The 18,179-nt window shown below is 72.2% G+C and carries 19 protein-coding genes; 9 read left to right on the forward strand and 10 right to left on the reverse strand.

The window, feature by feature from the left end; genetic code table 11:
* Positions 1-2 precede the first annotated feature (2 nt).
* The 6 genes from ACIBBH_RS04635 to ACIBBH_RS04660 all read right to left on the reverse strand — a co-directional run bounded on the left by ACIBBH_RS04635 (position 3) and on the right by ACIBBH_RS04660 (position 5,570).
* On the reverse strand, positions 3-731 hold the full coding sequence (locus ACIBBH_RS04635) for a TIGR03943 family putative permease subunit (protein WP_399401889.1): 729 nt from the start codon (positions 729-731) through the stop codon (positions 3-5).
* Positions 728-1,732 (reverse strand): permease, encoded by a 1,005-nt coding sequence (locus tag ACIBBH_RS04640; protein ID WP_399401891.1) that lies wholly within the window; start codon positions 1,730-1,732, stop codon positions 728-730. Before ACIBBH_RS04640 ends, ACIBBH_RS04635 begins: the two co-directional genes overlap by 4 nt.
* 154 nt (positions 1,733-1,886) lie before the next feature.
* Positions 1,887-3,155, reverse strand: coding sequence for a hypothetical protein (locus tag ACIBBH_RS04645; protein ID WP_399401893.1), 1,269 nt, complete (start codon positions 3,153-3,155; stop codon positions 1,887-1,889).
* Positions 3,152-4,390: a glycosyltransferase gene (locus ACIBBH_RS04650; protein WP_399401895.1), complete on the reverse strand. Its 1,239-nt coding sequence runs from the start codon at positions 4,388-4,390 to the stop codon at positions 3,152-3,154. Before ACIBBH_RS04650 ends, ACIBBH_RS04645 begins: the two co-directional genes overlap by 4 nt.
* A gap of 105 nt (positions 4,391-4,495) precedes the next feature.
* Positions 4,496-5,053 (reverse strand): hypothetical protein, encoded by a 558-nt coding sequence (locus ACIBBH_RS04655; RefSeq protein ID WP_399401897.1) that lies wholly within the window; start codon positions 5,051-5,053, stop codon positions 4,496-4,498.
* Between the two features lie 10 nt (positions 5,054-5,063).
* The gene (locus tag ACIBBH_RS04660) at positions 5,064-5,570 is read right to left on the reverse strand and encodes a SigE family RNA polymerase sigma factor (RefSeq protein WP_399401898.1); all 507 of its coding nucleotides are present in this window, start codon (positions 5,568-5,570) and stop codon (positions 5,064-5,066) included.
* A 211-nt stretch (positions 5,571-5,781) separates the two neighbouring features.
* On the opposite strand from ACIBBH_RS04660, the gene ACIBBH_RS04665 reads away from it, so the two are divergent.
* From ACIBBH_RS04665 to katG, 5 genes are all read left to right on the forward strand, one after another.
* Positions 5,782-6,129 (forward strand): DUF1330 domain-containing protein, encoded by a 348-nt coding sequence (locus tag ACIBBH_RS04665; RefSeq protein ID WP_399401900.1) that lies wholly within the window; start codon positions 5,782-5,784, stop codon positions 6,127-6,129.
* 196 nt (positions 6,130-6,325) lie between these two features.
* Positions 6,326-6,793, forward strand: coding sequence for an RNA polymerase sigma factor (locus ACIBBH_RS04670; RefSeq protein ID WP_399401902.1), 468 nt, complete (start codon positions 6,326-6,328; stop codon positions 6,791-6,793).
* Between the two features lie 93 nt (positions 6,794-6,886).
* Positions 6,887-8,440 carry a N,N-dimethylformamidase beta subunit family domain-containing protein gene (locus ACIBBH_RS04675; RefSeq protein WP_399401904.1) on the forward strand — a complete coding sequence of 518 codons (1,554 nt, stop codon included), beginning with the start codon at positions 6,887-6,889 and terminating at the stop codon, positions 8,438-8,440.
* Between the two features lie 139 nt (positions 8,441-8,579).
* Positions 8,580-9,017, forward strand: a complete 438-nt coding sequence (locus ACIBBH_RS04680; protein ID WP_399401906.1) for a Fur family transcriptional regulator — start codon at positions 8,580-8,582, stop codon at positions 9,015-9,017.
* A 33-nt stretch (positions 9,018-9,050) separates the two neighbouring features.
* A complete protein-coding gene (gene katG, locus ACIBBH_RS04685; protein ID WP_399401908.1) occupies positions 9,051-11,282 on the forward strand; it encodes a catalase/peroxidase HPI in 2,232 nt (743 codons plus the stop codon).
* Between the two features lie 90 nt (positions 11,283-11,372).
* On the opposite strand, the gene ACIBBH_RS04690 is transcribed toward katG, so the two are convergent.
* A complete protein-coding gene (locus ACIBBH_RS04690) occupies positions 11,373-12,230 on the reverse strand; it encodes a DMT family transporter (RefSeq protein WP_399401910.1) in 858 nt (285 codons plus the stop codon).
* Between the two features lie 175 nt (positions 12,231-12,405).
* Between ACIBBH_RS04690 and ACIBBH_RS04695 the strand changes: the two genes are divergently transcribed.
* The 3 genes from ACIBBH_RS04695 (at position 12,406) to ACIBBH_RS04705 (ending at position 15,371) form a co-directional block, all read left to right on the forward strand.
* On the forward strand, positions 12,406-13,128 hold the full coding sequence (locus ACIBBH_RS04695) for an FAD binding domain-containing protein (RefSeq protein ID WP_399401912.1): 723 nt from the start codon (positions 12,406-12,408) through the stop codon (positions 13,126-13,128).
* 121 nt (positions 13,129-13,249) lie between these two features.
* Positions 13,250-14,686: a WGR domain-containing protein gene (locus ACIBBH_RS04700; protein WP_399401914.1), complete on the forward strand. Its 1,437-nt coding sequence runs from the start codon at positions 13,250-13,252 to the stop codon at positions 14,684-14,686.
* A 262-nt stretch (positions 14,687-14,948) separates the two neighbouring features.
* A complete protein-coding gene (locus tag ACIBBH_RS04705) occupies positions 14,949-15,371 on the forward strand; it encodes a DUF6003 family protein (RefSeq protein ID WP_399401916.1) in 423 nt (140 codons plus the stop codon).
* 55 nt (positions 15,372-15,426) lie between these two features.
* On the opposite strand, the gene ACIBBH_RS04710 is transcribed toward ACIBBH_RS04705, so the two are convergent.
* From ACIBBH_RS04710 to ACIBBH_RS04720, 3 genes are all read right to left on the reverse strand, one after another.
* A complete protein-coding gene (locus ACIBBH_RS04710) occupies positions 15,427-15,933 on the reverse strand; it encodes a molybdenum cofactor biosysynthesis protein (protein WP_399401918.1) in 507 nt (168 codons plus the stop codon).
* Between the two features lie 38 nt (positions 15,934-15,971).
* Positions 15,972-16,652, reverse strand: coding sequence for a DUF6766 family protein (locus ACIBBH_RS04715; protein ID WP_399401920.1), 681 nt, complete (start codon positions 16,650-16,652; stop codon positions 15,972-15,974).
* An 83-nt stretch (positions 16,653-16,735) separates the two neighbouring features.
* The gene (locus tag ACIBBH_RS04720; RefSeq protein WP_399401922.1) at positions 16,736-17,143 is read right to left on the reverse strand and encodes a hypothetical protein; all 408 of its coding nucleotides are present in this window, start codon (positions 17,141-17,143) and stop codon (positions 16,736-16,738) included.
* 581 nt (positions 17,144-17,724) lie between these two features.
* Between ACIBBH_RS04720 and ACIBBH_RS04725 the strand changes: the two genes are divergently transcribed.
* Positions 17,725-17,895 carry a hypothetical protein gene (locus ACIBBH_RS04725; RefSeq protein ID WP_399401924.1) on the forward strand — a complete coding sequence of 57 codons (171 nt, stop codon included), beginning with the start codon at positions 17,725-17,727 and terminating at the stop codon, positions 17,893-17,895.
* Positions 17,896-18,179 lie beyond the last annotated feature (284 nt).

Below are 18,179 nucleotides of genomic sequence, written 5' to 3' on the forward strand. Positions count from 1 at the left end.
CGTCACGACGGCGTGAGCGGGAGGTCGTCCGTGTAGGCGTTGACCGGCTGAGCGACGCGCTGGATGCGGTGTACGTCCAGGGCCGCGGCCGCGGAGCTCGTGCCGAGGGCTCCCTCAGGGTGCCAGGTGCCGGTGACGGTCACCCAGGTGTTGGCGGGCAGGGCGGGAGTGCCGTGCATCCGTACCTTGACCGACTGGGAGTCCGCCGCGCAGCAGGTGAAGATGATGCGGGTCAGGTACCAGCCGCCGCCCTGCCCGGCCGGGGTGACGAAGCCGGTCATGCGGACGCTGCGGTTCCTGATGTCCCGCCGGTGGTCCTGCCGCACCCGGGCGGTGAAGTCCGTGAGGGTCATGGGTACGGGGGACGTGCCGGGCAGCGGGTCGAACCGGTCCTCCTCCGTCACGGCCTTGTCGTTGGCCCGCGACGCCGTGTACGCGCCCAACGCGGGCGGCGCGTGGAGGAGGAGGCTGAGGGCGGGGAGGAACAGCAGCCAGGCGATCCGCGGAGCGACGCAGTGGTCGTGGCCGTGGGTGTGCCCGTGGTCCCGGGCGTCCTCGGGGGCCGTGGCCGCGCCTGCCAGGCCCAGCAGCAGGAGCAGGACGCCGGACGCGATCAGCAGGGGGCGCAGGCCCTCCTTGACGTAGCGCAGGTAGAGGTCGGTGAAGAGGGCGGCGTGCAGCAGGCCGAGGCCGGTCAGGACCAGCAGGGGTGCCTGTACGGTGCGTTTCACAGCAGTGCGCCCCCGATCAGGACGCTCGCGGCCACGGCCACCAGTGTCGTCGCCGTGGAGAAGCGGAGGGCGAAAGCCCGCCCGAAGGTTCCGGTCTGAAGGGCGATCAGCTTCAGGTCGACCATGGGCCCCACCACCAGGAAGGCCAGCCGGGCGGTCGGTGAGAAGCCGCTGAGCGACGCGGCGACGAAGGCGTCGGCCTCCGAGCAGACCGCGAGAACGACGGCGAGCGCGGCCAGGAAGAGTACCGACAGCCAGGGCGAGCCGGTGAAGGTGTCGAGTACGGAGCGCGGGACCGTGACGTTGAAGGTGGCCGCCGCCATGGCCCCGAGGACCAGGTAGCCGCCCGCGTGCAGGAAGTCGTGCTGGAAGCCGAGACGGAACTCCCGCCATCGGCTGTGGCCCGGGTGGTGCCCGGTGTGCCGGACCGCGGGCCGCAGCCATTCCTCGCGCCCCAGCCAGAGCCACAGCCAGCCCATCACGGCCGCGGTGGCGAGCGAGGCGAGCAGCCGGGCGGCGACCATGGCGGGGTTGCCGGGGAAGGCGACCGCGGTGGCCGTCAGCACGACCGGGTTGATCGCGGGCGCCGAGAGGAGGAAGGCGAAGGCCGCGGCCGGGGTGACGCCACGCCGGATCAGGCTGTTCGCGACCGGTACGGAGGCGCACTCGCAGCCCGGCAGCACGGCCCCGGCGGCCCCGGCCACCGGGACGGCGAGCGCGGCACGCTTGGGCAGCACCTTGGTGAACAGGTCTGCCGGCACGAAGGCGTTGATCGCCCCGGACAGAGCCGTACCGAGGAGCAGGAACGGCAGCGCCTGGACGGTGATGGCCAGACAGACCGTTCGCCAGGCCGCCACGGCGGGGTGGTTCAGCCACTGGGTGCCCGTGAGCGCCAGCACCGAAGCGAGACCTACGGCGGTCCCCAGAGCGACGGCGTACGGCCATGGGGTGGCGCGGCGCGCCGGAGAGGCGGGCGGGATGGCCGTCGCCTCGGCTCTCATATCAACCAGTTCATCCGTTTTTTGCATTTTTACTCCGGATGTCGGATGTTCTGGCGAAGATAAGCCGACGACACGGCCTCCGCCGGTCGCCCACGCGGGGAAGGGGTTGCCTCACCCCCTGTCGGGGGTGTGCGCCGTCCGCCGGCCGGGGCCGCTAGGGCACCCCCGCTTCGAAGAGCACGTACCCCGCGTACGAGCCCGAGGCCACCGCGGCGATGCCGAGCACCGTGCACAGCAGGCGCGGACGAAGGCCGCGCATGGCGACCGCGAGGGGGATGAAGAGGGGGAAGGCGGGGAGCAGGTAACGGGAGACGTTGCCGAATATCTGCTGGCTGCCCAGGACCAGGGCGAAGGTGAGGAGGGTGTAGACGGTCAGGACGGCCGGGGGGCGCAGGTGGAACAGGAGGGGGATCAGGAACAGGCCCAGCAGGACGACGGCCACGCCGATGGTGTCCTCGAAGGGGAACGGGAAGAGGTAGTCGAAGTGGCCCACCGCGATGGAGGTGAAGACGTCGAGGGTCTGCCCGCCGTAGTCGAAGGTGTGGGCCCAGGCGCCCTTCTGGAGGGCGAAGTAGCCGCCGTAGTCGCCCATCCGGTGGCCGACCCAGAGCAGGTAGCCGGCGAGCCCGAGCGGGGCGATCAGCATCGCGGTCAGCGGGCGCGCGAGACCGTCCTGGCGACGGCGGACGGCGAGCAGCGCGGAGACGGAGAGGGCGGCGATGAGCGCGGCGGCGGTGGGGCGGTTGAGGCCGGCGGCGAAGGTGAGGACGCCCGCGGTGAACCATCGGCGGCTCATGACGGCGTGGCAGGCCCAGACGGCGAGGGCGACGTAGAGGGATTCCGAGTAGGCCGACCACTCGATGCCGGAGCCGGGCCAGACGGCCCACAGTCCGGCCGCGGCCAGCCCGGCCCTCCTGCCGCCGAACCGGGCGGCGACGGCGTGGATGCCGAGGGCGGCGACGAACGAGGCGGTGACGGAGACCAGCATGCCGGCGCCGTACAGACCTAGCCCCGTGCATGCGGAGACCAGCCGCATCGCCGCGGGGTAGAGCGGGAAGAACGCCGCCGAGTTGCCTTCGAGGGTGATCAGCCCGGTGGCTCCGGGAACCGGGACGAGCGCGGGGTGGTAGCCGTGTGCGGCGACCTGCTGGTACCACCAGCCGTCCCAGCTGGCCAGTACGTCCCAGGCGTGGGCGCCACCGCCGAAGCGCGGGTCCTTCTTCCGGAAGTCACCGGAGGAGTCCAGCAGGTACATGAAGACCAGGAAGCCGATGAGCTTCAGTACGCCGTAGAGCGCGAGTACGGGGCCGTACTGACGGGCCGTTTCGCGCAGGCGTGAGCCGCGGTCCGAGCCGGGAACGCCGGCGGAGGGTTCGGGGAGGCCGGTGCCGGAGCGGGCGACCGGCGTCATCGTGTGGTTCATGCGGCGGTGGCTCCCGTCCCGCGGCGGCGGGCGGGGAACACCCAGGCCCGCAAGAGCAGGAAACGCAGGAGCGTGGCCGCCAGGTTGGCGGTGACGAGGACGACGATCTCGATACGGCGCGCGGCTCCGGGCGCCAGGTGGTGCAGCGCGGCGAGCGACCCGCTGGTGAGGGCCAGGCCGATGACGAAGATAAGCAGCCCCTTGGCCTGGTGGCGGATCGCGCCGCCTCGGCCGCGCAGCCCGAAGGTGAGCCGCCGGTTCGCGGCCGTGTTGGCGACCGCGCAGGTCAGCAGCGCCAGCGCGTTGGCGGCCTGGGGTCCCGCCGGCGGGCGCAACGCGGCGTACAGCAGCACGTATCCGACGGTGCTCAGGACTCCCACGGCGGCGAAGCGCAGCAGTTGGCCGGCCAGGCCCGCTCTGCCCGGAGGAACGCCGTCGGCGCTCCGGCGCAGCTCGGCTGTCGGGAGTGTGCCGCGCGCGAGGGCCCGGCCGATCCTGGCGATGCCGCGCAGGTCGGCCAGCGCGGTGGAGAGGATGTCGACCCGGCTGTCGGGATCGTCCACCCAGTCGACGGGCACCTCGTGTATGCGCAGCCCGCCCCGCTCGGCGATGACCAGCAGTTCGGTGTCGAAGAACCAGCCCGAGTCCTTCACCAGGGGCAGCAGCCGCTCGGCGACATCACGCCGCAAAGCCTTGAAACCGCACTGCGCGTCGGAGAAGCCCACGGCGAGGGTGGAGCGCAACAGGGCGTTGTAGCAGCGGGAGATGACCTCTCGCTTGGGGCCGCGCACCACCCGGGAACCGCGTGCCAGGCGGGTGCCGATGGCGATGTCGGAGTGCCCGGAGATCAGCGGGGCGACCAGCGGCAGCAGTGCCGCCAGGTCGGTCGACAGGTCCACGTCGACGTACGCCAGCACCGGCGCCCGCGAACCCGACCACGCGGCGCGCAGCGCGCGGCCCCGCCCCTTCTCGGCCAGCCGCAGCCACTCGGCCTCGGGCAGCTCGGCGGCCAGCCGGGCCGCGATCCGCGGGGTCTCGTCGGTGCTGGCGTTGTCCGCGACGGTGATGCGGAAGGGGTACGGGAAGGTCTCACGCAGGTGCGCGTGGAGCCGCCGCACGCTCGGTTCCAGGTCCTTCTCCTCGTTGAACACGGGGACGACCACGTCCAGGACTGGCTCGTGAGGGTGCGCCGGCACCGGAGTGCGCAGCGGCAGTCGGTCCGTCCAGTCGTCCATCGAGGGTTCCGTCACAGCGGTCGAGCCTGCTTTTGTCACGTTGCATCCCGGTTTGTTGCTGTCGCGGGGCATGCCGAGATCACGCATGCCAGTGCTGCGGAGGGGTTACGGATGGGTGGTCGAGGCGGAGTCCGACGACACGGAGGACTCCACCGTCGAAGGCGCGCTCGGCGGCGGTGCGGTCGGCGTCCCCGTGCCGGAGGGCGGTGATGTGGTGGGCGGCGGCCCGGACGGCGGGGCGGAACTCCTGGTCGCGGTGGACCCCGTGGGTGGCGCGGAGGTCCCCTCGACGGTTCGCGTCGGGGTCGCGGCAGCGGTCCCGCTCGGGGACGCGGTGGCGGTCCCGCTCGGGGACGCGGTGGCGGTCCCGCTCGGGGACGCGTCCGACGTCGGGGACGGCGCCGGGCTCCGGGAAGCGGGACTCAGCTCGGGCCGGGGCACGGGAGCCTGCGGCCTGTCCTCGACACGGTGGTGGGGCAGCAGGAGGAGGCCGATGCCGAGTCCGGCGACGGCCAGGACGGAGCCGACGGCCTTCTGCGCCGCGCGGGCACGGCGGCGGGCCCGCACCCCGGACCGGAGACGGACCTGGTGCTCGGTGTTGAAGGGGGTGTGTTCCCGGGCGTCGCGCATCATGCGCGCGAGTTCCCGCTCGAAGTGATCCATGGATTCCCCTTCACCCCACCGGCTCGATGACATCGGCCAGGATCCGGCGCAGCCGTGCCACGCCGCGCGACGTATGGGATCGAGCGGTGCCCACCGGGCACCCCAGCACGTCCGCGACCTGTTTCTCGGACAGGTCCTGGTAGTAGCGAAGCACCACCGCCGCCCGTTGTTTGGGGGGCAGTTCGGCGAGCGCGGCCTCCAGCCGCGAGCGCTCCGCCACGCAGGCGGACACGTCACCCGCCGCCGCCAGGTCCGGCAGTTGCTCGACCGGCCGCTCGCCCCACCAGCGCCGCCGCGCCGAGCGGGCCGCCGCTCGCGCGAGGATCTTGCGTACGTACGCCTCCGGTGCCTCCTCCGCGATCCTGGGCCAGACGAACCAGAGCTTGACCAGGGCCTCCTGGAGCAGGTCCTCGGCGCGGTGCCGGTCACCTCCCACGAGCAGCCGCGCGAGGTGGAACAACGCCGGCCAACGGGCTGCCACAAACCCGTCGAACCCATCGGCCCGACCCTGCTCCATCCGCACCTTCCCCTGTTCCGGCCATCCCCCCACATTCGGATAAAGACGTTGGCTCCCCGTCCGCGATGCACTTCGGACCTGTGATCCGGGTCACGCGACCGTCCCCAGGGGTGCCCCGGGAGCGGCGGCTTACCTCTCAGGTCATCGACCCCCGCGTGTCCGCCTGCCACGATCGTCGCTGTAACGGAGCCCGACCGAACGGAAGGACACCATGCCCGCCTACGCCATCGCCCACCTCCGGGACGCCGCGCCGCACCCGGAGATCGCCGAGTACATCGAGCGCGTCACCGCCACCTTCGAGCCGTACGGCGGCCGTTTCCTCGTGCACGCCACGCAGCACGAGGTGAAGGAGGGCAGCTGGCCGGGGCACGCCGTGGTGATCGAATTCCCCGGGATCGCCGAGGCGCGGCACTGGTGGGACTCACCCGCGTACCAGGAGATCGCACCGCTGCGCTCGCGGCACATCGAGGGTGACATCATCCTCGTCGAAGGCGTCCCCGAGGGATACGACCCGACGACGACCGCCAAGGCGTTGCGGGAGACCCTGCCCGCCGAGTAGCCGCCGCCGACGACGAGTTCGCGGGCGTGGCCGTCGCTCGGGACGGCCACGCCTTCTCCCTTGGTCCGTCCTCCGTGACCCACATCACTCCCGAAATCGGAACCCGGGTACGGGCAGCGGCGAACAGCAGGTGACGATGCCCGCGACTTCAAGGGGGTTCATGAACCGAAGAGGCGACCAGTGACGGTCTCACCGAGTGTCGGAATCCGCCACGCGCCCGGCACGGAAAGCGCCGGCGACTCCGACCTCGGTCATCGAACGGTCCTGGGCGGAGCCCGACGCCTTCGCCGGGCTGTTCGAACGGTACGCCGACGACATCCACCGGTACGTGGCCGGACGGCTCGGCGCCGACGTGGCCGAGGACCTCATGGCGGAGACCTTCGTCATCGCCTTCCAGCGACGCCGCCGCTACGACCTGTCCCGGCCGCACGCGCGACCATGGCTGTACGGGATCGCCACCAACCTGGTCGGCCGGCATCGGCGGACCGAGGCCCGCCGGCTGCGCGCGTTGTCCCGCGTCACGTCGCTGGTCGCCGACGAGGGCGACGACGGCGAGCCCTGGCGGACCGGATCGCCGACCGGGTCAGCGCCGAGAGCTCCCGCGCCGCGCTCGCCGGGGCGCCGGCCCGGCTGTCCGCCCGTCACCGCGACGTGCTGCCGGTGATCACCTGGGGCGATGTACACGGTTGCGAGGGTCCGGAGGCACCGGGAGGCTGGGACCGGCGGACCGGCGGACCGGAGGGGGCGAGGAGGCGATGTGGCTTCACCACGGCCCCCGGTGCGGGACGGCGGTTCCGGTGTGTCACGGCGTCGGTTCCTGTGCCTGTGCGCGGGAGCGGGACTCGGCGCGGCCGGCTGCGACCACACCCTCGTCGGCCGCCGCCCCCGCGCCGGCGACGCCGTGCACCGCACGGACGCCGAACGCGACGCCCCGGGAACCCCCGAATGGCGGATCACGTCCCTGGGCCCGCCGGAGGCGATCGCGGGTTACGCCGACCGGGTGAGCGTGACGCCGGGTGAGGAGTGCGGGCTGTACGTGTCGACGACGGCGGCCTCGTTCCGGGTGTCGGCGTTCCGGGTGGGCTGGTACGGCGGTGCCCTGGCCCGGCGGGTGTGGTCCTCGCCGCCGGTGCCCGGCCGCCGCCGACAGGCCCCGCTGGCCGTGCCGGAGACCCGCACGGTGTACGCGGGTTGGCCGCGCACCCTGGCACTGGACACCACGGGCTGGCCGGAGGGGGCGTACCTGCTCCGGCTGGACGCGGACACCGGCCACCAGCGCTACGTCCCGTTGATCGTGCGCTCCGTGCGGGGCGCCGGCCGCACGGTGCTGCTGCACGCCCCGGCCACCTGGCAGGCCTACAACCGGTGGGGCGGTGCCAGTCTCTACGCCGGTACGTCCGGGGCGTACGCCACCCGGTCCCTCGCGGTCAGCTTCGACCGGCCCTACGACGCCGACGGGGCGGCGAAGTTCCGGGTGTACGAGTGGCCGGCGGTGGTGCTGGCCGAGCGGCTGGGCATACCGCTCGCGTACAGCACCGGCGTCGACGTCCATGACGACCCCGCGGTACTGGACGGCGCCGCAGCCGTCGTCTGTCTCGGGCACGACGAGTACTGGACGCCCGAGCAGCGCGCGCACGTCACGCGGGCCCGTGACGCGGGCTCCAACATCGCCTTCCTCGGCGCGAACACGTGCTTCAGGCGCATCCGCCTCCAGCCCGGTCCGGGCTCGGCCCGCCGCACGGTGGTGTGCTACAAGACCGCCTACCGCGCCGACCCCTGCTACCCCGCACGGCCGGCCCTGGTGACCACCGACTTCCGCACCGCGCCGGCACCGGACCCCGAGTCGTCCCTGACCGGCGTGCTCTACGAGGGCTACCCGGTGGACGCGCCCTACGTCGTCCACTCGGCCGGCCACTGGCTCCACGAGGGCACCGGGGTGCGCGCCGGTGACGCCTTCCCGCACCTCGTGGGCGTCGAGTACGACCGCGTCACGCCCTCCGCCCCCACTCCGGGCCTCCTGGAGGTCACCGCCCACTCACCGCTCGTCTGCGCGGGCCGGCCGAGCCACAGCGACTCGGCGTACTACACCGTCCCCAGCGGCGCGGGTGTGTTCGCGACCGGCACCATGCGCTGGGTCGAGGCCCTGGTCGCCGGCACCGGTGAACTGGGCCGCGACCACGGCATGGACGCCCGCACCCGCGCCTTCGTGACCCGCACGACGGAGAACCTGCTGCGGGCCTTCGCGGAGGGGCCGGCCGGGCGCCACCGGCCGGCGCCGCGGCCCAACGCGGGCGACATGTACGCCAGTTGACCGTCAGCGGGTCAGGACGGGACAACCCAGGACACCGACGCCGTTCCGGCACCGTCGACGGGGGAACCGGAGAGACCCGCCAAACTTGAATCATTCGTTTTACTACACAGCTCGTGTTTATGAAGGTAGGTTGTGCCGCATGACCGCATCCCAGAATCCGACCACCGCCGGGGAACTGCGCGGTGCCGGCCTGCGGGTGACGGCCGCCCGCGTCGCGCTGCTCGAGACCGTCCGGGACGGTGACCACCTCGGCGTCGAGGCGATCGCCTCCGGAGTGCGCGACCGCGTAGGCCATATTTCTCTTCAAGCCGTCTACGAGGCTCTTCACGCGCTCACCGCGGCAGGACTGATACGCCGCATCGAACCGGCCGGCAGCCCGGCCCGGTTCGAGGGACGGGTCGGAGACAACCACCACCACGTCGTATGCCGGTCCTGCGGTGCCGTCGCGGACGTCGACTGCGCGGTCGGCGACGCCCCCTGCCTGGCCGCCTCCGAGGACCACGGCTTCTCGATCGACGAGGCCGAGGTCACCTACTGGGGCCTGTGCCCCGACTGTTCCACCGCCCGTAGTACCTGAGCACCGTGATCCACCCAGTTCGGAAGGACTTTCATGACCGAGAACCATGATGCGATCGTCACGGACCCGAAGCCGGAGGAGGCGGGTGGCTGCCCGGTCGCGCACGGGCGCGCCCTCCATCCGACTCAGGGCGGCGGAAACCGCCAGTGGTGGCCGGAGCGGCTCAACCTGAAAATCCTTGCCAAGAACCCAGCCGTGGCCAACCCCCTCGGCGAGGAGTTCGACTACGCCGAGGCGTTCAAGAGCCTCGACCTTTCCGCGGTGAAGCGGGACATCGCCGAGGTGCTGACGACCTCGCAGGACTGGTGGCCGGCCGACTTCGGGCACTACGGCCCGCTCGTCATCCGGATGGCCTGGCACAGCGCGGGCACCTACCGCATCAGCGACGGCCGCGGCGGCGCCGGCGCCGGCCAGCAGCGTTTCGCGCCGCTGAACAGCTGGCCGGACAACGCCAACCTCGACAAGGCCCGCCGTCTGCTGTGGCCGGTCAAGAAGAAGTACGGCCAGAACATCTCCTGGGCCGACCTCATGATCCTCGCCGGCAACGTCGCCCTGGAGTCGATGGGCTTCAAGACCTTCGGCTTCGCCGGTGGCCGCGAGGACGTCTGGGAGCCGGAGGAGGACGTCTACTGGGGCCCCGAGACCACCTGGCTCGACGACCAGCGCTACACCGGCGACCGGGAGCTGGAGAACCCGCTCGGCGCGGTCCAGATGGGCCTCATCTACGTCAACCCGGAGGGCCCGAACGGCAACCCGGACCCGCTGGCCGCGGCCCGCGACATCCGGGAGACGTTCCGCCGGATGGCGATGAACGACGAGGAGACCGTCGCCCTGATCGCGGGCGGCCACACCTTCGGCAAGACCCACGGCGCCGGCCCGGCGGACCACGTCGGCCCCGACCCCGAGGCCGCCCCGCTGGAGGAGCAGGGCCTGGGCTGGAGGAACACCTACGGCACCGGCAAGGGCGGCGACACGATCACCAGCGGTCTCGAGGTGACCTGGACGAACACCCCGACGACCTGGGACAACAGCTTCTTCGAGATCCTTTTCGGCTACGAGTGGGAGCTGACGAAGAGCCCCGCCGGCGCGCACCAGTGGCGGCCGAAGGACGGCGCCGGGGCGGGCACCGTCCCCGACGCCCACGACCCGTCGAAGACCCACGCCCCGCAGATGCTGACGACCGACCTCGCGCTCCGCTTCGACCCGGTCTACGAGCAGATTTCGCGCCGCTTCCTGGAGAACCCCGACGCGTTCGCGGACGCCTTCGCGCGGGCGTGGTTCAAGCTGACCCACCGCGACATGGGCCCGGTCGCGCGCTACCTCGGCCCGGAGGTCCCCTCCGAGACGCTGCTGTGGCAGGACCCCCTGCCCGAGCGGACGTACGAGCTGATCGGCGCCGAGGACATCGCCTCCCTCAAGGCCCAGGTCCTCGACTCCGGCCTGTCGGTGTCCCAGCTGGTCTCCACCGCGTGGGCGTCGGCCTCGTCCTTCCGCGGCAGTGACAAGCGCGGCGGCGCCAACGGTGCGCGCATCCGCCTCGAGCCGCAGCGCACCTGGGAGGTCAACGACCCCGACCAGCTGGCGAGCGTGCTGCGCACCCTGGAGGGGATCCAGGAGTCCTTCAACGCCGCCCAGACCGGTGGCAAGCGGGTCTCGCTCGCCGACCTGATCGTGCTCGCCGGCACCGCGGCCGTCGAGAAGGCCGCCAAGGAGGCCGGCTTCGAGGTCGAGGTCTCCTTCACGCCGGGCCGGGTGGACGCCTCGCAGGAGCAGACGGACGTGGAGTCGTTCGCCGCGCTGGAGCCGACCGCCGACGGCTTCCGCAACTACCTCGGCAAGGGCAACCGGCTGCCGGCCGAGTACCTGCTGCTCGACAAGGCGAACCTGCTGACCCTGAGCGCTCCCGAGATGACGGTCCTGGTCGGTGGCCTCCGCGTCCTGGGCGCGAACCACCAGCAGTCGCAGCTCGGTGTCCTCACCACGACTCCCGGGTCGCTGACCAACGACTTCTTCGTCAACCTGCTCGACCTGGGCACGACGTGGAAGCCGACGTCCGAGGACGCGCACACCTTCGAGGGCCGCGACGCCGCCACCGGCGAGGTCAAGTGGGCCGGCAGCCGTGCCGACCTGGTCTTCGGCTCCAACTCCGAGCTGCGCGCGCTCGCGGAGGTCTACGCGAGCGACGACGCGAAGGAGAAGTTCGTGCACGACTTCGTCGCGGCATGGACCAAGGTCATGAACCTCGACCGGTTCGACCTCGTCTGATCGGACCGGATCACGACGACTGATCACGACTGATCACGACGGCGTCCGGGCCGGCCCGCCGCGGCCGGCCCGGACGTCGGCGCATACCCGTCAGTGCACGAGCTCGCCGATCCGGGGCACCACGCGGGTCAGCCGCAGGACGCCCCACAGGATCAGCAGCACCCCCGCCGCCTCGGGCAGCACCCACCAGCCCGTACGGACCTCCTCGTCGAACAGCGCCACGCCCAGCAGGAGGCTCACCGTCGCGTCACCGATGGTCAGCGCGGGCTGCGAGGCGACCAGCGCACCGGCCTGCAGCGCGTTCTCCAGCAGCAGGAGGGCGCAGACGCCGACGACTGCGAACCCGTAGGTCTGCCAGGTGGTGAGGAACGCGGGCAGACCGGCGTCGGCGAGCCGGTCCGTGGCCGACTTCATCAGGGCGGCGGTCAGGGCGTTGCCGATCGCGGCGGCGCTCGCCAGCGCGGCCGCCCGGAACAGGGACGAGCGGGACGGGCGGGCGAGGAGGACGGCCGTGGCCATCGCTCCCAGGCAGAGGGCGAGGACCGGCAGCCAGCGCACCATGGCCGCCTGGTTGCGGTTGCCCGAGGGGTCCGCCGCGAACAGGACCAGGGCCAGTCCGGCGACCACTGCGCCGACCGCCCGCCAGCCGTCGCCGGGCAGCCGCCGGTGCAGCAGCGGAGCGGCGATCAGCAGCGCGAACGGCAGTTCCATGATGAACAGCGGCTGGACAAGGGCCATGGGCCCGTTCACCAGCGCCAGCGCCTGGCACACCGCGGCGCCCACGACACCGGCGATGCCGATCGCCCAGGCGGGGCGCCGTACGAGAGCGAGCAGCAGACCGAGGCCACCACCCCGGGGCACCGTGGAGGCGGCCTTGCGCTGGAACGCCGTACCCACGGCATTGCTGACGGCGCCCATGACGGCGAAGAGCACGGCAAACGCGATCACACCTCCACCATGCCTTGCTCCGGCCGGTTCGGCTTCACCGGCGAGGGGCGCACGGTGGGCAGCGGTGAGCCCTGTACGCGCCCCCGCCTACCTGGGGAGAATGCGCCAAGTCAGCGGCCGGATGGCCGAGATGGCGTACTCCGCCGCCCAGTCTCCGGGAAGGTAGGTCGGCTCCGTGCTGTTGCGTCTGCCCACGTCCGTGTCCGAAGCGCAGGAGAGTCTGGCCGAGGGGGCCGTGCCGATCGGCGGCGCGACGCTCGTGTGGGCCGCCTGGCAGCGGGACGGTTTCCCGGAGCAGGCCCTGTCCCTGCGTGACCTGCCGGAGGCCAACGTCGTCGGGCGCGAGGAGCTGGGCGCGGCCGTGGTGCTGAACCAGGTCGGCGACTCCGTTCCGGAGGTGCTGCGCCGGGCGGCCGCCTCCGTGGGAACCGGAGCCGTTCGCCGGACGGCCACGGTCGGCGGCAACCTCGTCGGCAGCACGCTGCGCTGCCTGCTGCCCCCGGCGCTCGCGCTGGACGCCCGGTGCACGGTGCTCGAACCGCACAGCGTCCACGAGACCGACCTCGCCGAGGTTCTGGCGAAGCGTCACCTGCTGGTCAGCCTGCGCTGGCGGGAACCGGTGGCCAGCGCGTACCGCAAGCTGCCCGGCGACGCGGGCGGGGAGCCGCCCCTGGTGGTCGCCACCGCCGTACACGCCGACGGCGGCGGACACCACCGCCTGCGGGTCGCCGTCCGCGACGGCTACGACGTGCTCAGCGAGAGCACCCCGTGCGACGCCGGCACCGAGCAGGTCCTCCAGAACCTGCGGCACACCGGCGTCGGATCCCTCCACTCCACGGCCCGGGACGCCGTCCGACAGGAGGTCACCGCCCTTCTGGCCCGCCTCACCGAGCGCTGACGACACGGTCGACGACCGTGCGCGCGGGCCCGTTGTCAGTGCCCTCCCGTATGTTTCGATCATCGAGGGCGGGCCGCCTGGCGGTCGCGCCACTGTGGGGACGTATGGGGAGGGACCGGTCGTGGCGGAGACGACGTATCTGGAGCTGTCCGAGGACGGCGGCGGGGCCCACAAGTTCTACGAGGTGACGGTCGACGGGACCACCGTAACGGTGCGCTACGGCCGCATCGGCACGTCCGGCCAGACGCAGACGTCGTCGTTCGCGACACCGGCCAAGGCGCAGGCCGCCGCGGCGAAGAAGACCGACCAGAAGGTCCGCAAGGGGTACGCGGCGGCCGTGCCCGGAGGACGCGCACCGCGACCGGTGACGCGGCGTCAGGTGAGCTCCGCGCCCTCCACGGCGCGTGCCACGGCGCCGGTCCTGTGGCGGTTCAGGACCGGTTCGGCCGCGTTCGGCATCCACGTCGACGAGGAGCGCGTGTGGGTGGGCAACCAGGCCGGGGACGTCTACACGCTGGGCCACGACGCCGAGGTGCTGGCCCGCTACCGGCTCCCCGACGGCGTCAAGTGCCTGGTGGCGGACGACTTCTGGATCTACGCGGGATGCGACGACGGCAGGGTGTACGACCTGTCGTCGAAGCTGCCCTTCGCCGCGTACGAGATCGCCGCGAACGTCGACATCTTCTGGCTGGACATCCACGAGGGGGTGCTGAACGTCTCCGACCAGGCGGGCGGCCTCACCGTGATCGACCACGAGGACGAACACCAGTGGTCCAGGCGGTCGTCCGGCCGCTCGGGGTGGATGGTGCGGGCCGACGAACGCGCCGTCTACCACGGGCACGGCGACGGGGTGACGGCCTACGCCCCGGACGGCGGCGGTCAGTTGTGGCACGCCGGCACACGCGGCGGCGTGCTGTTCGGCTGGCAGGAGGCGACCTCGGTGTACGCGGGCACGGACCGGCACGTGGTGCAGCGCCTGTCGAAGGCGACCGGGCGGGTCGAGGGCGTGTACGCGTGTGACGGCGCGGTGTACTCGTGCGCCACCGCGCCGGGCGGCCGCTATGTCTTCGCCGGCGACAACGCCTCCTCCGTCTACTGCTTCGACGCCTCGGGCACCCGGCTGTGGAAGCTGCGCACGGGCAACGGCTCGGCCCTGTCCATGCAGTACTTCGACGAGCGGCTGTATCTGGTGACCACCGACGGGTCGCTGGTCTGCGTCGACACGTCGGAGGCGGCGATCGCGGCCGCCCAGCAGGGGTCGGTGCCCGTCGCCGTCGACGTGAAGTCGGCCGCCGCCCTGCCCACCTACGATCCGGCGACGTCGGTGTCCTCCCTGGCGACCGTCAGCGCGCCGCCCGCGGGCGGGGTGGTCGTCGAGTGCGTCCAGCAGGGCGGCCGGCTGCGGGTGCATGTGGTGTCCGACGGCTTCGAGCCCGGCTGGAACGTCCAGTTCCCGCGCGAGGTACGGGAGGCGGGGGCGCGTTACGTGGTGGACGCCGTCCACCCGGCAGCCGGCGGTTTCTACCGCGTGCGGGGCGAGATACGCCGCGTGCGATGAGCTCCGCGAGCTCGGGTTCACCCTCCCCTGACGTCAGGCTTGAAGCTGTCGCCGGACGAAAGGGGAGGTGCGTGGGGTATTCCGTGGGCCGAACCGGGCTTCCCTCTCGAGGAGATCGCCGCCATCGCCGGGTGTGTCCGCGGAACGCCTCCACGCACTGCTGGATCCCAGCGGGCTGCCGAGCCCCGACCGACGATGATGCGGCCGTGACGGGGTAGACGAGACGGTGATCAGCCCGACACTCCCCCAGGAGAAACCGAGGATGACCGACGACGCCTACCTCTTCCTGCTCGACGGCACGGCCGCACCGCTCGGTGTTCCGCCGGCCGCCGTCGGTGAGCTCGCCTGCATGGAGACTCCCGCCGTACGGGCGTGGCTGGACGCGCACGGCGTCACGGCCACGTCGCCGCAGCTGCGGCTGGTGCCACCCGAGGACACGGCGGGCATTCCGGAGCAGGCGGAGCGGGTGCCGGTCCCGCTCGGCGACGAGGAACTGAACCGGTTGCGGCAGCACAGCGCCCCGGAGGCCGTGGCCCGGATCGAAGAGGAGCTCCTGGCCTACCGCAACTGCGCCGACGGCCGTGACGCCCTCCTCGGGCGGGCCCTGGCGGCCGGTGTACCCCTGAACCGCATCGTGGAACTCACGGGCGAGGACCCCTCGGCCGTGGCAGCCGCCGCCAGATGAAGACGAAGGAAGGGGAGGAGGGGGCTCGGCGCGGCGCCGGCCGGCGAGGCGGTCGTCAGGCCTCACCTTCGTCCGGGTACACCCCGAACGCGGCGGGCCCCACGGTGAGTGTCCCGTCGGACAGCGGGCGGCAGCGGACGCCGCCACCACCACGCAACGCCCGCTGCGCCCCCGGCCCTAGTGTGCCGTCCATCCAGGCGCAGGGCCTGGCCGCACTCCGCACCGCCAGCACCACGGGCCCGGTGCCGCAGTCCAGAAACACCGTGGCACCGATGTACGCGTCGATGTCCACTCCGCGCAGCAGGACGTTGCGCCGGGTCCGGCGCAGGTCCGCCTCCTGCGGTCCCTCCCGCGGCAGACGCTCGGCCGCCATGAGGGTCACCGACGCGTTGCGGTGGGCCGGGCGGTTGAAGTACCGGTCGCCCACGATGCCCAGCCCCTCGCGGACCTCCGCCGACGTGACGAGTTCCGCCCGCGGCAGGTCGGGAACACCGTCCCGCGGGCGGCCCTCGAAACGGTGTACCGGCGACACCAGCAACTGAACGATCTCCACCTGCTGCACGCAACCGAGCGTAGGGCCTGTCGCGAACGTCCCGTCGTTCAGCCTTCGACGCCGGTGGCGTCGTGGGCCGCTCCGACCGGCTTGGACTCCGGTGAGCCGCGCTGCCGCAGGTAGATCGACAGGACCGCCATCGAGGCGACGGCCAGCAGTTCGGACTGCCAGTTCTGCAGGGTGCGGTTCCAGAAGTCGGCCGCGCCCAGGTACTGGAACCAGCTGACCGGCGCCTGGAGCTGCCGCAGCTGCTGTCCGTTGAAGGCGGCCACGCCGGTGACGGACTGGACCAGCCACGACAGCAGGAAGATGGTTCCCATGACCAGCAGCAGGGAATGCGAGTACACCGCGCGACGCCAGCCGTGCGCCCGGGCCCACTTGGGCGAGCCCTCCTTGGCGTGCTCACCGACCAGCTGGTCCTCGTCGGTCTCGGTGCCGGACTTGCCCAGCTCCTTGGACTCCGGGGAGCCGCGCTGCAGCAGCCAGATGGTCGCGCCGATGTAGAGGAAGAACTGCAGGTACTCCGACTGCCAGTTCTCCGACACATCGACCGCGAAGTCGGACGACGTCAGGTACTCGGCGAAACCGACCGGCTGGAGCTGGGCCGCGATCAGCTGGTTGTTGAACTCGGCGTGCCCGGCGATCGCCTGCCCGACCAGAGCCATCAGGAACGTGATGGTGAAGAACAGTCCGAGTCCGTTGTCCCGGAGGAAGCGCCGCGGGGTCATCGCTGCATCAGCCCCAGCGCGGCGAAATAGGCGAGGCCGACGGCGATCAGCACGAGGACGGCGGTGAACATCGCTCGCACGGCTCACCCACTCTTGATCTGGCACTGGTAGGGCTGGGAGGGCCTCTGCTCGCATCCGGCGGCCACGACCTTCCACCCCGCGGTGAAGCGGGACAGGAACAGTGTGTCCCTGGCGAGCACCGCCCGCGCCTGGTCCCCGTAGACGTCCACCAGCCGCAGGGCACCGCCGGGGGACAGCGACTCCTGGCTCAGCGCCTTCGCGCACGTACTGTGGGCCGACTGCTGCACCTCCTCCACGGTGCCGGGGGACAGCACCGTGCACATCCGGTCGTACGCGCCGTCGCTGAGCGCCTTCTCGAACGCGACCGCGGTATCGCGCACGTCGTCGCGCCGCTCCGACACCGTGCCGCACGAGCTGACGGCGGCGGCAAGGACGACGCCGACGGCCGCGCCGCACACTCGTCCGACCATGCGCCCGCCTCCGTACCGGTCGTCCCGTGACCCCGACTTGCCACGGCAGTACACAGCACGTGACAGCACTTGATCGGCTTCCACGCCCAGGGTTCCCCCGCCCGGCCGATGCGGGGCGCTGGTCGCGGCAGCAGGCGGGCGACGTCCGGCGACGGTACGGACGGCATTCCGCCCTCTTGAAGGACGGGAAACGGCCGGGAGACAACACGACGGACTCTTCCCTCGAACGGGCCCTGCGGACGAGGGAAGCACCGTGACGGACATCGTCGGCAAAGAGGCGTCGGGTACGACGGCAGGCGGACGGACCTACAACGGCTGGACGCAGAACGACACCTTGGAGGACTACTCGCTGCGCTACGCCCCGAAGTCCTTCCGCCGGTGGACCCGGTGGACCCCCTACGTGGTCGCCACCACGGCGCTGGGCGGCATCGCCTACCTGGCCGACTTCGCCATCGGCGGCTCGATCGCGATCTCCAACGGCTTCTCCAGCGCCATGGTCGCCATCCTCGCCGCGGCGGTGGTCATCTTCCTGACCGTCATCCCGATCTCGGCCGGCGTCGGCGGCCACTGCGACCTGCTCCGTGTGGGCGACCGGCTTCGAGCGGCCCGGCATGGCGGGCTGCCCCTTCCACCAGGGCGCGTTCTGCTCGCTGTGCTGCAGCCTGGGGAAGGAGTGCCACGACTCCTGCAAGAGCAGCGGCGGCACCGGTCCGGTGGACCTGGCCCTGCCCGCCGTACGCGCCGCGGACTGAACACCGTCGCACACCCGCGTCCCCGACGGCCCCGGCCCGCTGCCTTCGGCGCGGGCCGGGGGCATGTCAGATCTGCGGGGGATGACGGCCGCGTCGCCGGGCGGCCCGCGGGCAGGGCGGGCATCGTCACCACACGGTCCCCGAGCGCGGCGCCCGCGCCGCCGACGGGGGCTCTGGCATGCTCTGGTCAAATCTGCCACGCTTCCGGCAGCCGTGACCCCGGTCCCGGAGAGACCCGGCGGCATCGCTCCCCAGCAGTCGCCCAGCCGTTGCACGCAGCCCAC

It is taken from the genome of Streptomyces sp. NPDC051636, from assembly GCF_044453765.1.
Taxonomy (GTDB): domain Bacteria; phylum Actinomycetota; class Actinomycetes; order Streptomycetales; family Streptomycetaceae; genus Streptomyces.

Bases quoted from the DNA above. Each gene is read 5' to 3' on its own strand.
- ACIBBH_RS04640 (WP_399401891.1), bottom strand. From the start codon at position 1,732: ATGAGAGCCGAGGCGACGGCCATCCCGCCCGCCTCTCCGGCGCGCCGC.
- ACIBBH_RS04645 (WP_399401893.1), bottom strand. From the start codon at position 3,155: ATGAACCACACGATGACGCCGGTCGCCCGCTCCGGCACCGGCCTCCCC.
- ACIBBH_RS04650 (WP_399401895.1), bottom strand. From the start codon at position 4,390: ATGGACGACTGGACGGACCGACTGCCGCTGCGCACTCCGGTGCCGGCG.
- ACIBBH_RS04655 (WP_399401897.1), bottom strand. From the start codon at position 5,053: ATGGATCACTTCGAGCGGGAACTCGCGCGCATGATGCGCGACGCCCGG.
- ACIBBH_RS04660 (WP_399401898.1), bottom strand. From the start codon at position 5,570: ATGGAGCAGGGTCGGGCCGATGGGTTCGACGGGTTTGTGGCAGCCCGT.
- ACIBBH_RS04665 (WP_399401900.1), top strand. From the start codon at position 5,782: ATGCCCGCCTACGCCATCGCCCACCTCCGGGACGCCGCGCCGCACCCG.
- ACIBBH_RS04680 (WP_399401906.1), top strand. From the start codon at position 8,580: ATGACCGCATCCCAGAATCCGACCACCGCCGGGGAACTGCGCGGTGCC.
- katG (WP_399401908.1), top strand. From the start codon at position 9,051: ATGACCGAGAACCATGATGCGATCGTCACGGACCCGAAGCCGGAGGAG.
- ACIBBH_RS04705 (WP_399401916.1), top strand. From the start codon at position 14,949: ATGACCGACGACGCCTACCTCTTCCTGCTCGACGGCACGGCCGCACCG.
- ACIBBH_RS04715 (WP_399401920.1), bottom strand. From the start codon at position 16,652: ATGACCCCGCGGCGCTTCCTCCGGGACAACGGACTCGGACTGTTCTTC.
- ACIBBH_RS04720 (WP_399401922.1), bottom strand. From the start codon at position 17,143: ATGGTCGGACGAGTGTGCGGCGCGGCCGTCGGCGTCGTCCTTGCCGCC.